The sequence below is a fragment of the Arthrobacter sp. D3-18 genome, assembly GCF_054408525.1.
Window position 1 is genome coordinate 3,841,885 of record NZ_CP096440.1, and the last position, 13,389, is coordinate 3,855,273.

The 13,389-nt window shown below is 62.0% G+C and carries 14 protein-coding genes; 13 read left to right on the forward strand and 1 reads right to left on the reverse strand.

The window, feature by feature from the left end:
• Positions 1-87 precede the first annotated feature (87 nt).
• From M1D89_RS19805 to tgt, 5 genes are all read left to right on the forward strand, one after another.
• Positions 88-801, forward strand: a complete 714-nt coding sequence (locus M1D89_RS19805; RefSeq protein WP_498646220.1) for a hypothetical protein — start codon at positions 88-90, stop codon at positions 799-801.
• A gap of 77 nt (positions 802-878) precedes the next feature.
• Positions 879-1,418, forward strand: coding sequence for an NUDIX hydrolase family protein (locus M1D89_RS19810; protein ID WP_017199858.1), 540 nt, complete (start codon positions 879-881; stop codon positions 1,416-1,418).
• 73 nt (positions 1,419-1,491) lie between these two features.
• A complete protein-coding gene (locus M1D89_RS19815) occupies positions 1,492-2,520 on the forward strand; it encodes a DUF6707 family protein (RefSeq protein ID WP_498646222.1) in 1,029 nt (342 codons plus the stop codon).
• A 72-nt stretch (positions 2,521-2,592) separates the two neighbouring features.
• Entirely contained in the window at positions 2,593-3,303 is a 711-nt protein-coding gene (locus M1D89_RS19820; protein WP_498646224.1) for an SRPBCC family protein, read from the forward strand.
• Positions 3,304-3,431: 128 nt separating this feature from the next.
• Positions 3,432-4,703 (forward strand): tRNA guanosine(34) transglycosylase Tgt, encoded by a 1,272-nt coding sequence (gene tgt, locus M1D89_RS19825; protein WP_498651005.1) that lies wholly within the window; start codon positions 3,432-3,434, stop codon positions 4,701-4,703.
• A 96-nt stretch (positions 4,704-4,799) separates the two neighbouring features.
• Here the strand turns inward: tgt and M1D89_RS19830 are convergent, their stop codons facing one another.
• Positions 4,800-5,510 (reverse strand): queuosine precursor transporter, encoded by a 711-nt coding sequence (locus M1D89_RS19830; RefSeq protein WP_091465298.1) that lies wholly within the window; start codon positions 5,508-5,510, stop codon positions 4,800-4,802.
• Between the two features lie 250 nt (positions 5,511-5,760).
• Here M1D89_RS19830 and M1D89_RS19835 point away from each other — a divergent pair, with 250 nt between their 5' ends.
• The 8 genes from M1D89_RS19835 (at position 5,761) to M1D89_RS19870 (ending at position 13,328) form a co-directional block, all read left to right on the forward strand.
• Positions 5,761-6,423, forward strand: coding sequence for a TetR/AcrR family transcriptional regulator (locus M1D89_RS19835; RefSeq protein WP_498646227.1), 663 nt, complete (start codon positions 5,761-5,763; stop codon positions 6,421-6,423).
• Complete coding sequence (locus tag M1D89_RS19840) at positions 6,420-7,316, forward strand: TIGR01777 family oxidoreductase (protein ID WP_498646229.1); 897 nt, start codon at positions 6,420-6,422, stop codon at positions 7,314-7,316. Before M1D89_RS19835 ends, M1D89_RS19840 begins: the two co-directional genes overlap by 4 nt.
• A complete protein-coding gene (locus M1D89_RS19845) occupies positions 7,313-7,771 on the forward strand; it encodes a hypothetical protein (protein ID WP_498646231.1) in 459 nt (152 codons plus the stop codon). Before M1D89_RS19840 ends, M1D89_RS19845 begins: the two co-directional genes overlap by 4 nt.
• Before the next feature lie 77 nt (positions 7,772-7,848).
• Positions 7,849-8,370, forward strand: coding sequence for a hypothetical protein (locus M1D89_RS19850; protein ID WP_498646233.1), 522 nt, complete (start codon positions 7,849-7,851; stop codon positions 8,368-8,370).
• Positions 8,371-8,715: 345 nt separating this feature from the next.
• Positions 8,716-10,113 (forward strand): MFS transporter, encoded by a 1,398-nt coding sequence (locus M1D89_RS19855; RefSeq protein WP_498646235.1) that lies wholly within the window; start codon positions 8,716-8,718, stop codon positions 10,111-10,113.
• 161 nt (positions 10,114-10,274) lie between these two features.
• Positions 10,275-10,937, forward strand: a complete 663-nt coding sequence (locus M1D89_RS19860; protein WP_498646237.1) for a response regulator transcription factor — start codon at positions 10,275-10,277, stop codon at positions 10,935-10,937.
• Complete coding sequence (locus tag M1D89_RS19865) at positions 10,934-12,346, forward strand: sensor histidine kinase (RefSeq protein ID WP_498646239.1); 1,413 nt, start codon at positions 10,934-10,936, stop codon at positions 12,344-12,346. The genes M1D89_RS19860 and M1D89_RS19865 overlap by 4 nt, the downstream gene beginning before the upstream one ends.
• The gene (locus tag M1D89_RS19870) at positions 12,339-13,328 is read left to right on the forward strand and encodes a TAXI family TRAP transporter solute-binding subunit (protein ID WP_498646241.1); all 990 of its coding nucleotides are present in this window, start codon (positions 12,339-12,341) and stop codon (positions 13,326-13,328) included. The genes M1D89_RS19865 and M1D89_RS19870 overlap by 8 nt, the downstream gene beginning before the upstream one ends.
• The last annotated feature ends 61 nt before the right edge of the window (positions 13,329-13,389 follow it).

Here is a 13,389-nt window from a genome sequence, read left to right on the forward strand (position 1 = left end):
CTGTGAAACACACCGTCCCCGGCAAGGCCACGCGGCATAGGCTGGGAGCGGACACCCGAACCGCGAGGACCCAGCCCAGGAGGACCAATGTTGCGAGCCCGCCCCATCCACTACACATCGCACTTTGAGCAGTGGGCCACGCTGCTGCAGGCGCTGGGTCTGGTGAAGACGGTGGACGACGGCGACTGGCAGGAGTTCGACGCCGGTTCGGGTCGCGTCGCGTTGGGCCGGCTGGAGCACGGCCACCCCCTTGATGGCTACACGATTTTCAGTGTCGAGGTAGGAAACCTGGAAGAGTTCGCACGGCGCACCGAGGAAGACGGTACCCAGGCGGAGCTCCATGAAGCCTCCTACGGACCCACTGTGCGTATCTCGGCCGATGACGGTTTCGAGTTCTTTGCTTTCCCCGCGCAGCGGGCAACAGATGGCAGTTGGGCCACATCAAGTGATGCCGATCCAGCACTCACGGTGGCAGCGACGTGGGTCAGCCCCTTGGTGACGTTCTCCGCAAATGTTTTGCGAAACATCGGCGCCCGGCCACGCACGGAGGACGACGAATCGGCCACGTTCACCACCAAGAACGGCGGAATCCTTCAGATTATTCACGGCGCGGACGCCACCAACGGGGACCTCGCCTTTGAGTACGACGGCGATCTGGAACCACTGCTGGCGCGCCTCAAGGCTGCAGACATGGAGGCCAGGATCACCGAAGACGTCCTGTACGTCGCCAACCCGGATGCGGTGAGCGGCGCGGCGCCGGCGTCAATTGTGGTGGAGAAGCCACCAGTCACGGCCGCGTAATACAGCCGAGAGCGTAACGCCGCAGCCACGGCGCCGCTGCCAAGGAAGTTCGGCTGGGGATGCGGTAGAACTTAACCATGAGCGTACGTACACCCGACCCGTATCCAGGCTGGCTTTCAGATGAAGACCTCTTCGAAGCCCGCGGCCGCCTCCCCATGGTCTACGTGGAGGCCGTTCCGGTCAGGTTGGATCCGCTCGGTTATGTGAACGAAGTGGGCACCCTCCTTCAGGGCGACGCCGACGGAAATATGGTCCGCTACCTCGTCTCCGGCCGTGTTCTCTACCGCGAAACCATCCGTGCAGCGCTCCTGCGGCACATGGAAAAGGACCTCGGCCCCCTGGCTTTCCCGCAGTTGCCCATCAGCCCTGTTCCCTTCACGGTGGCCGAATATTTCCCGGCCCCGTCGCAAACAGGCTTCACGGATGACCGCCAGCACGCCGTTTCACTGGCTTACATCATTCCTGTGACCGGCGAATGTGAACCCCGCCAGGACGCTTTGGAGCTCACCTGGATGACGCCGCAAGAGGTGCTCAGCGACAACGTCCAGCAGGAATTCGACGGCGGCCGCGGGAACCTCGTCCGCCAGGCCCTGGCTTTCTCGGGCATCGTTCTCTAGCGGGTCCCGGCCCCTTCACCAGCTGGTCTTTGTAGACTGGACGGCGGACCCCACGAGAACCAAAGGACTTCCGATGACTCACAGCCCAGCCACACAGCAATACATGGAAAAGCAGGCTGGGGACCTGCGGCCCGGGGATTTTGTGTTCCCACCCGGTGACGGGCCGGCCGAGGAAATTGCCGCCGTTGAGGTGGAAAACGACGATTACGGCGTGGCCGCGTTGCTGCTGGTGACAATGGTCGACGGCGGTACGTTACGGATCGCCGTAGGATCCAGTGTTCCTGTGGGTGACGGAGTTCCCGTTGACTCCGACGGTTCCGTCTCCAGCGCCGTGGATGAAAGCACCCCCGACTCCAGCGCCGCCGACTCAAGCAACTCCGACTCCGGCACCTCAGCGGGAGGCGACGCCGACGCTCCCGCGGGACCCGCCGTCGTCGTTCCTCCGCGCCCGGAAACGCCCCCGACGTACACCGGCCCCAGCGCCGAGGAGCTGGCCCTCATCCCTGAACCGGACGGCACACCCGAAGCCGTGGTCCGCGCCGCCGCCGCCAACCATAAGGGCAAGAACGGCGTTCAAGTCCTGGCGGATCGGCTCGCGAAAGGCATCAATACCAAGTCGGGAAGTTGCCTACGGGACCTCAGCAATCTCGCCTTCGATCTCTGCATTGTGCTGCGCGATCCAGACCACGCTTTGGCAGTCGCCGACTTGCTGAATGTGCTGCCCTTTGACGGCAACCTGGACCGCTGGGCATCGATCGAACGTGCCCTGGCGCTATCCAGTTTCATTTGCCGCGAGGCCGGACAAACCGAACGTGCCGCGGTTTACGAGAAACTGCTGCGCGCGCCCGAGTCCCAGGAAGAAGACCCCTTCAAGGCCCGGATCAATGCCCGCGTCCGGCAGCGCTCGCTGAATGAACCCAATCTGTACGACAAGGAAATCTTCCGTGCAATCGACAACGGGAACCACGAAGCCGAGCGTGAATGGCGGTTCCTCCGGCTCGAGGCGCTGATGTTCCTGCGCGCCCACGGTGGATCGAAGACCATCGACGAGGACGAGCTGGCCCGGCGTATCGGGAATGAACTTGAGTCGGTGCGCGCCTAGCATTCCCTGTACCGCTTATTAGGGAGTATCAAGACCTGTTATGTGGGCGCCAACGGCGGTAGATTCGGGGCCATGACGAACAATCTGAGCGTTGTGATTAATGCCGACGCGCAGCAGGTTTGGACAATGCTGCGTGAACCGTCGTTGGTGGCTCAATGGCACGGCTGGGAAGCCGACGATCTTGCCGACGAAATCAAACAGATCTACTTCAACACCGATGTTGTGGAGGGGCCCGATCACACGAGCCTGACCGTCAACGGCGGTGATGTCTTTGAACTCCACCCCGTCTCCGGTGGTACGGAAGTGCGGGTCACCAGGGCCGCATTGGACCACAACTCGGAATGGGCCGAGTGGGATGAGGACATCACTCAGGGTTGGCTCACGTTCCTTCATCAGCTGCGGTTTGCGCTGGAACGGCACCCCCACGGGCATCGGCGGACCCATTTCATTTCCCTGCCGGGTAAAGGTGGGCCTGCGATCGAGAAGCTGGGGCTCGGGGATTTGCCGCCTGTTGGGGAGGAGTACTCGCTCACTCTCGCTACCGATGAGAAGATCTCCGGCAAGGTCTGGTTCAAGAGCCGGCACCAGGTGGGCCTCACCGTCCACAGCTATGCCGCTCATGGGGACGGACTGCTGATTGTCGCGGAGCAACTGCCCATTCCGGAGAAAAGGCCCGACGGCGGCTCCATGGTGATTGCGTCCACCTACGACTTGGGGGCCCACACGTTGGCGGACGTACGGTCCTCATGGGACAACTGGAAGGCTGAGAACTACGGTTCGTAGGGGTTTTTCGGCAGGTTACCTGCGGTAAAGCTGGCACACTTGGTAGCGTGCCAGCTTCCCTTCCTGCTTCTGCGTCTTTGTCCGATCCCTCTGCTGTTCCGGCTTCCGCTCCGCCTGCACGGCCTGAGTTGCCCGGGCTGGCTGTCCGGCAATCCGAGTTCTCCTTCTCGGTGGGTAAGCGCCTCACGGAAACGTGCTCGCCGTCGGACGCTCAGGTAGACGCCAACGGCGGCGCTTTCCTGGGCCGTACCGGAACCATCACCACACCGCACGGGACCATCCAGACGCCCGCGTTCATCGCCGTCGGGACCAAAGCAACCGTGAAGGCAGTGCTGCCGGAGTCCATCGCCCAGCTCGGTGCGCAGGCTGTGCTTGCCAACGCCTACCACCTGTATCTGCAGCCGGGGCCGGAGATTCTCGACGCCGCTGGCGGGCTTGGCGCGTTCATGAACTGGTCGGGGCCAACCTTCACTGACTCGGGCGGGTTCCAGGTGATGAGCCTTGGCTCCGGGTTCAAAAAAGTCATCGACATGAAGAACGTGGACAGCTCAGGACCGGACGATGCAGTAGCGCCCGGCAAGGAGCGGCTGGCGCACATTGACGACGACGGTGTCTGGTTCAAATCGCACCTCAACGGGGATCGGCACCGCTTCTCCCCCGAGATCTCCATGCAGGTCCAGCACCAGATCGGCGCCGATATTATGTTCGCCTTCGACGAGCTCACCACGTTGCAGAACTCCCGGGCCTATCAAGAAGAGTCGTTGGAACGAACCCGCCTGTGGGCACTGCGATGCCTGGAAGAACATGCTGCGTTGACGTCATCACGCGCCGATAAGCCGTACCAAGCGCTTTTTGGCGTAATCCAGGGAGCCCAGTACGAGGACCTCCGACGCAAGGCATGCCAGGATTTGGGTGCCATGCCCTTTGACGGATACGGGATCGGCGGTGCATTGGAGAAGGAAAACCTGGGCACTATTGTGCGCTGGTGCAACGAGGAACTTCCCGAGGACAAACCCCGGCACCTGCTGGGCATCTCAGAACCGGACGATATCTTCACTGCTATCGAGAACGGTGCCGACACCTTCGACTGCGTCTCCCCCACCCGTGTTGCCAGGAACTCTGCGTTCTACACCCCGTTTGGCCGGTTCAACTTGTCCGGGGCCAAGTACAAGACGGACTTCGGGCCACTACAGGACGGCTGCGACTGCTACACCTGCGTGAACTATTCACGGGCCTACATCCACCACCTGTTCAAGGCCAAGGAAATGCTCTCTGCAACCCTGATCTCCATCCATAACGAGCGCTTCGTGGTGAAGATGGTGGACGACGCCCGTCTGGCCATCGAATCCGGGGAATTCTTCGAGTTCAAGGCGGAGACCCTGGGCCGGTACTACTCGTAGGGGCTGGGCTCGCGCCCCGTTTCGATGGGTAGCTGCGCATTCGACGGTAGGAACCATCTAATGCGCAGCGAGCCAGCGAAACGGGCCCTGCGGAGGCTAGGCTGCGGCTACCCCATAGCTGGGCTCGCGCTTCTTGATCCAGCCGACCACCAGTACGGTGACGGGGACGAACAGGAACTCCACGGCCGTCTTGTAGACGAAACCAACCAGGACGTAGTTCAGGAACGAGCCGAAGTCCGTGATGCCGATGACCGACGCTGCGATGGTGCAGAAGATCAGGGTGTCCACGAATTCGCCCACCACGGACGAGCCCATCAGGCGCGCCCACAATGACTTCTCGCCCGTGCGCGCCTTCATCTTCACCAGGATCCAGGAGTTGATGGTCTGCCCGGCCAGGAAAGCGAGCAGGGAACCGAGGACGATCAGCGGAACCGGGCCCAGGGCACCTTCGATGGCTGCCTGCTTTGCGGTGCCGTACTCGTCGCTGAAGCCGGGAAGCACGATGATGATCCAGTAGCAGAGCGATGCGAACACCGAAAGCGCGAACGAAGTAATGATGGCCTTGCGCGCCACTTTGAAGCCGTAGACCTCGCTCATCACGTCACCCAGGATGTAGGCGATCGGGAAGAGGAAGAACCCGCCGTCGGTGATGATCGGTCCAATCACCACGCCCTTGGAAGCGCCGATGTTGGACAGGATCAGCACCACGGCCATGATGGCCAGCATGATGCCGAAATACGGGGAGCCGATCGAAGCGAAGCGCGGAGCGGGCTTGCTCAGAGTACTGGAGCCTGAGGGCGAGGGCATGGGTCATCCATTTCGTAGTGGTTCGCGCAGGCTCCTTGGTGAGGGAACCCCGCTGTATTAGCACTGTGGTTGGTGGGGCATCCGGCCCGGCACCGGTTCCATTCTCCCACTCCCCACGCTCTCTCACATCCCAACCCCTTTTGAGCATCCCTCTCTCACGTTTTCCCCGTTTGTGGATTTTTGAACACGTTCATAAACTGTGGCATACTCATTCTTGAACACGTTCAAAAACTGCTTGAGGAGCGGCACCATGGCAGCAAAAAGCGAGCAGACCCGGCAACTGGTGGCGGACGTCGCGCTGAAGATGTTCCGTGAGGTCGGCTTTGAGAAGGCCACCATGCGTGCCATTGCCCAGGAGGCGGAAGTCTCCGTGGGCAATGCCTACTACTACTTCGCTTCCAAGGACGAACTCGTCCAGGAGCTCTACCTTCAAGTGCAAGATGAACACGCCGTGGTGGCGGCGCAGGCACTCGAAGGCGTCCAGGATCTCGCCGGACGCCTCAAAGCGGTTCTGCACACAGGAGTGGACGTCATGGCGCCGTACCACCAGTTCGGTTCCGACTTCATCGCGACGGCAATCCGGCCGTCGTCGCCCGTTAACCCGTTCGGCGAGGCTTCCGCCGCCGCCCGCGAGGCTTCCCTCGCGATCTTCCGCTCCGCCGTCGAAGGCTCCTCCCCCGCCGTCGCCAAGAAGCTGCGTGCAGATCTGCCCGAACTGCTGTGGCTGGCGTACATGGGCGTCGCGCTCTTCTGGGTTTACGACCGGTCCGAGGGCCAACGCCGCACGCGAAAATTGATCGACGGCGCAGCCCCGCTGGTGGCCCGAGGCTTATCGCTCGCGAAAATTCCTGGAGTCAGCAAGGTCTTCGACGACGTCTTGGGGCTCGTGCGAAGTGTCAAGGAAGACTCGTGATGCCGAGGACAGTGGTGATTGCCGGTGCTAGTGGCTTCATCGGAAGCTACTTCCGGCGGAGGTTTGTTGCTGAGGGTTGGCGGGTCAGGACAGTTGGGCGGGACGCTTCGGCTGACGCTCAATGGCACGACGACGGCGCCGTCGCCAAAGCGCTTGACGGTGCCGAACTACTGGTGAACCTCGCCGGACGCTCCGTGAATTGCCGGTACGACGAACAGCATCGGCGCGAGATTCTGGACTCCCGGGTGTTGACGACACGGGCGTTGGGCCGCGCGGTTGCCGCTTGCGCCCAACCTCCACGGACCTGGATCAATTCGAGCACCGGCACCATCTACCGGCATGCGGAAGACCATCCACAGTCTGAGGTTTCCGGCGAATTGGGCAGCGGGTTCTCTGTGGAGGTTGCCCGCGCGTGGGAAGACGAGTTGGCAGCCGCTTCCGTTCCTGACACACGGAAGGTGGCGCTTCGGATTGCGATCGTTCTGGGTGCCGGTGGTGTTATGAATCCCCTCCGGAATCTTGCCCGGCTTGGTTTGGGCGGGCACATGGGTCCGGGAACGCAGAAGTTCAGCTGGATCCACGTGGAGGACTTGTTCCGTGCAGTGCTGTTTGTGCACGATCACGCTGAGCTGACCGGTCCCATTAACGCGGCAACGCCCTATCCGGTGGACAACCGCGGACTAATGTCCTTGGTACGGCAAAGCATGGGTGTCCCGTTCGGCATCCCAACGCCGGCCTGGCTGCTCGAAGCCGGTGCCGTCCTGATCCGCACACAAACAGAACTGGTGCTGAAGAGCAGGTGGGTGGAGCCTCGGAAACTGCTCGACGCCGGGTTCGCGTTCGAGCACCCGACCTCGGCGGGCGCCCTCAACCAAATCGCGGCTACTCGATGAACCCCACTCACCACCTGTCATTCTGGCCCTACGATTACCGGGACCGCGTAGTCCTGGGCTGGAAGGGACTTCTAGTTGGCGTCGGCGTCGCCGACGTTGTGTTCTTCCTGGTGCCCGGGGTCATTAAGGCGAGTCTAGATCCACAATATGCCGCATATCAGCTTTCATTTCTACCCATACTCATGGTTTTTGGTGCGCTCCCCATCGGTTTGGTTGGCCTGCCCACCGCGATGCTGCTGGGCAAGCTACTGAGGGGTATTCGCAATCAGTGGATCCACGTGGCTGCCTTTATCGTCGCCGGAGCTTTGGTGGGAACCTTGGTTGGAGCTGCGCACACCGGTTGGACCATTCACACTTTGGCCTACATGACACTTCCTGCAGCGCTTGGAGCCGGCATTGGCCGACTGGCCGTTTGGAAGCTCGTCCTCATCAACGACCATCCCTCTCTCACATAATCATTCCTTCAGCCGATCCCTCTCTCACATAATCACCCCTACAGCCGAACGCTCTTTGACTATCCAGGAGGATAACCATGAGCCAGTCGCCATGGACTGACGAAGATGAGTACTCGTTGGCGACGCGGAGTCCGTCGGGAGGCTGGCGATACGGTTCCAAAGACCGGGTGGTGCTCGGCGCAAAGGGATTGGCTGTGGGAATCGCCGTAGCGCACCTGACATTCTGCGCCTTCTGGGGCATTCAAGCACCAGGATGGGCGAGCATTTTCTTCGGTTACAGTCTGCTCCCGGTCTGGGCCGTTGGTGCCGCAGTGGGGTCACTTCTCGGTTTGGCCTTGCGTCGAGTCCGGAATCAGTGGCTTCACGTTGCCGCGTTTTTCGCCGGGGGTTTGCTCATGTGTGCGCCGTTTGGCGGACTTTCAGCGACGGGTCCGCTACTTTTTTCGTCTTCGATTGCCTTGGCCGCCGGTATCGGCCGACTCGCCGCGTGGAAGCTCGTGCGGATCAACGACGCACCCAAACCCGAGGGACCTGAGAGAGCGACCCATCCAAACCCGAGGGACCTGAAAGAGCGACCCACCCAAACCCGAGGGACCTGAAAGAGCGACCCACCCAAACCCGAGGGACCTGAAAGAGCGACCCACCCAAACCCGAGGGACCTGAGAGAGCGTCCGCCGTCCGGACCCAACCGCCGTCGGGACCCAACCGCCGTCGGACCTCAACCCGAGCCGACCGAAACCTAAGGAAGTGTTAGGAAATCCGCTCCCACGTTGGCTGTGCCGTGCATCACCCATAGTTTGGAACATGTCCTCTTCACCTTGGAGGGCCTTTCTTAGTCGACGAAGAGCCATGCGCAAGGACGCCATGAGCACCAGCTTCATGGACAGAACGAACTCAGGCAAGACACGGCTGCCGTCCCAGGCGCCGTCCAGGAAGGTTCATTGATGAGCACCCAACAAGCTGCACCTCTGAGCGAAGCCGCCCAGACACGTAAAGCCGTGAGCAACATCCTCAAGGGCTCCGCGGGCAACCTCGTGGAGTGGTTCGACCTCTACGTCTATACGGTTTTCGCGGCGTATTTCCAGTCGCACTTCTTCAACTCCTCGGACGATCTTCAGGCGGGCCTTGAGGCGATGGCCGTCTTCTCGACGTCGTTCCTCATGCGCCCGATCGGCAGCTGGTTCTTCGGACGGTATGCCGACCGTAAGGGCCGCAAAGCTGCGCTGACACTCAGCGTGACCATGATGTCCGCCGGTTCCTTCGCCATCGCCATCCTGCCGACGCAGGATGTCATCGGCCTGTGGGCCCTGATTCTGCTGGTGTTTATCCGCATGGTCCAGGGTTTCTCGGTGGGCGGCGAGTACGGTACCAGCGCCACCTACATGTCCGAGGCCGCTACGGCCAAGCGCCGCGGCTTCTTCTCCAGCTTCCAGTACGTCACGCTGATTGGTGGTCAGATGCTGGCCCTCCTGGTGCTGGTCATCCTGCAGAACACCATGAGCAAGGACGACCTGACCGAATGGGGCTGGAGGATTCCGTTTGCTATTGGTGGCGCCGCTGCACTGGTTGTTCTCTGGCTTCGCCGCTCGATGGAGGAAACCCTCTCTGCTGACCAGCTCCGCGCTGCGCACGTCAAGGTTGCTGGCGAAGCACGGCCCGGCACCATGAAGCTGCTGTTCACCAAGCACTGGAAGCCGCTGCTCATCTGCATCGGTATCACCCTTGGCGGCACCGTCGCGTTCTACACGTACACCAACTTCATCCTGAAGTTCATGAACGATACGTCCGGCATCGCCAAGACCGATACTTCCGTGATCAACTTCTGGGCGCTGTTCATCTTCATGTTGCTGCAGCCCGTGTACGGCATGCTCTCTGACAAGATTGGCCGGAAGCCGCTGCTGATCTGGTTCGGCGTGACCGGTGTGCTGTTCACTTGGCCGCTGCTCTCCACGCTGGCCGGAACCAAGGATCCGTTCGTGGCCTTCCTCCTGATGTTCGGCGGCCTCCTGATGGTGGGTGGCTACACCTCCATCAACGCGTTGGTGAAGGCTGAACTGTTCCCGGCATCCATCCGCGCGCTCGGCGTCGGACTCGGTTACGCGATTGCCAACTCGCTGTTCGGCGGCACTGTACCGCTGATCGGTGCGGCCCTTCAGAAGTCGGGCCAGGTGGATATGTTCTTCACCTACGTCACTGCCGCCATCTTCATCTCCCTGCTGGTCTACATCTTCGCTCTGAAGAACAAGAAGCCGACGCACTTGGATGCGGAGCAGGGCAACGCCTTCGCGGCAAAGGGCATTGCGAAGGACGACGACGACAAGAAGGATCTCGTCAACGCCTGACCTGGCTGCCTTGTGAGGCCCGCTTTGCGCCCTTTGGACACTCCGAGGGGCGCAGAGCGGGCCTCACAACGTTAAGCTCTAGTAGCGAACCAAACCCTGCGACCCACCACTACGAACCAAACCCTGCGACCCACCCCCCAGCAAGCCAAAGGACCCTGACAGTGCACGTGCTCATCGTCGAGGATGACGACGCCATGGCGTCGGCCTTGAGCGCAGCCGTCGCCTCCGCCGGCCACAAGCACACCCGGGTATCCCGCGGCGAGGACGCACTCCTGGCCCACCGGCAACACGAAGTGATCCTGCTGGACCTCGGTCTCCCGGATCTGGATGGCCTGGACGTCCTGCGGAAACTCCGCCAGGTCACGCAGATTCCTATCCTGATCCTGACCGCCCGCGACGACGAACGCAGCGTGGTGCTGGGCCTCCGATCCGGCGCCGACGACTACCTGGTCAAGCCCGTGAAGCTCGTGGAATTGCTCGCCAGAATCGAGGCAGTCACCAGGCGCACCAACCGTTCCGGCCAGGATGCTCCGCACGCAGTCGTCCTCGGAGAGTTGGAAGTGGACCTCGACCGGAGGGTGGCCTCGGTGGGCACAAGACAACTCGCCCTGACCGCAACCGAATTCGACCTCCTCAGCCTGCTGGTCAGGAATGCAGGCTCAGTGGTGACCAGGGAGCAAATCCTGGACGCACTTTGGGGCGATGCGTTCCTGGCGCACTCCCGGTCCTTGGATGTGCACCTGACAGGCCTTAGGTCCAAGCTCCAACTTCCCGGGTTCATCATCAATGTCCGAGGCGTCGGCTACCGCGTAGAGCAACCGTGAAAGTCCGCGTCCTGGGCATCCTCAGCCTGCTGGTGGTGGTCATTGTGGTGACGGTTTCCAGTGTGATCCTGACATCGGCCGGCAGGGAACTCACCCAGGAACTGCAGATAAACCGCGTCGCTGCCCTTAACCGCTTCGCGCAACTGGCCAGCGACGCCGTGGAGGACACCAACACAACCCAACTGCAGCGCGAGATGGACCGGTATTCCGAGCTTTATGGTGAAGGAATCCTCATCCGGCTCCAACAGAAAACCGTTCGCTCCGGGGGCCTCAGCGACGACCAACCAGAGGTCAGCGACGCACTGAATCGGGCGAGCCTCAATCTCAGCGACACTACGCTGAACCCCATCCGGGCATTCGGCACAGGCAATGACTTCATCTCCAGGTCCTTCGGCACGGCCAGCCAGGTACTCGGCGAAGTGGTTGTTGAAGTCAACCTCGACGCAGCACGGCAGAAGCTACGGGAGCGGTGGCTCGTCGTCGGGCTTGCCGCGGTGGCACTGGGTATGCTGCTGCTCGTGGCGGCGTCCCGGATCACGGCTTGGGTTTTGCGCCCGGTCCACCGTCTAAGCAAGGCAGTCCACGAGCTCGAAGCGACGGGCAAAACCAGCCAGCTTCCCGAAGCCGGTCCGCCTGAGCTGCGTGAGTTGAGCCGCTCCTTCACGGCCATGGCCGACACCGTGACCCGGAGCATGGAGTCGCAGCGCCAGCTCATCGCCGATACTTCACATCAACTCCGGAACCCTGTTGGGGCACTGCGCCTGCGGATCGATCTGCTGCAGCTCGCCTTGCGCTCGGAGCCTGAGAAAGAAGCGGCAGCCGGCGTAGTGGCCGAACTTGAGCGGGTGGAGGAAATGCTGGACGGCGTGCTGAAGCTGGCAACCGCTGAGCACCGCGCCTCCGAAGGGCATGCCCGGGTGGAGCCTTCAGAGCACAAGCGTCTGGCCGTCATCGACCCCTTCCCGGTCCTCCAGGGTGAAGTGGAGAGGGCGACGCCGGCCGCTCGCCTTGCAGGATCGGAGCTGGCGTTGGAGGGCCCAGCGTCCGAAAACCAGATCGTTTGTGACCCGGATGAACTCGCGCACATGGTAGGTGAGCTCCTCGCCAACGCCCTTAAATACGCTCCAGGGGCACGCATAACGGTGGCGAGCCGGCAGACGCAAGGAGGCACCGCCGTCGAGGTTTCCGACGACGGTCCCGGCCTCCCAGCCGATCAACTCGCCGCATCCACGACCAGATTCTGGCGGGCACCACAGCACAGCAAAATCCCCGGCAATGGGTTGGGTATGACCATTGTGGAACGTCTCGCCGAAGCGAACGGCGCGAAGCTGATCCTGGAAGCGAATAAGCCACACGGGCTGACCGCCAGGCTCGAATTTGCGGGGCCCAGGGAGTCGGCCCATGCGTGAGTTACCTATGATCTCCCGGCGAAGCGCCCTCAAAGCGGTTGCAGTGCTCGGCTTGGGCGGCAGTCTACTCACATCATCAGCGGCCTGCACACCGGAGGAACGGCCCCAGGAACTGGCCGTCGCCGGCGGCGAATCCGGCGGCTTCTACTTAGAGTTTGCCACCCTCCTCGCGAACCTGCTGCAGCGGGAGCGAGTGGCTGAAAAGGCAGTCGCGCTAACCACCGGGGGAAGTCTCGAGAACATCCAGCGGGTCTTATCCGGGGAGGCAACGCTCGCCGTCGCACTGGCCGACGCTGCCGCGCAGGCCACAGCCCTTGGCAAGGACGACGGGCAATTGGTAGCTCTGGGGAAGGTTTACCAAAACTACGTCCACTGTATTGTGCGCGAGGACAGCGGCATCCGAACCTTCGCCGATCTCGCCGGGAAGACCGCGGGCGTGGGCGAGGTGGGCTCGGGAACTACTTTGACGGCCGGGCGAATCATTGCCGCCGCAGGACTGTCGGGCGAGACGGCCGGGCCTGGGAGGGCTGTGCGGCAGGTCAACCTTGGGCTGAACCAAGCGCTGGCGTCCCTGAGAGAGGGTTCGATTGACGTGATGATCCAGTCCGGAGGTGTCCCGACGGCGCCCATCGCCGCCGCGGCACAGGACCTTGGCGTGCGGCTCCTCGACCTCTCCGAACTCATCCCGGCAACCCGGGCTCAATCAGAGTTCTTTTACGACCGCGTCCTCATCCCCGCGAATAACTACGGGAACGCACCGGCCGTGTGGACTGTGGGAGTGGCCAACCTGCTTCTGTGCCGCAAGGACTTGGCGGATCACGTTGTTCGGAAAACCGTGGAGCTGCTGGTGGGGCAGGCTCAGGATTTGGTGCCGAAGTCCAGCACTGGCGTTCAATTCCTCAGCCCGGAAACTCTCATCAACACAGCTGGCCTGCCTCTGCATCCCGCTGCAGAGGCAGCCTACCGGGCGCTCCACGGTTAAGGCCGCACGGTTGCCCGGAAGGCGCGAAAATCGGCGGGTGACGAAGCGAATGGCAAAATAG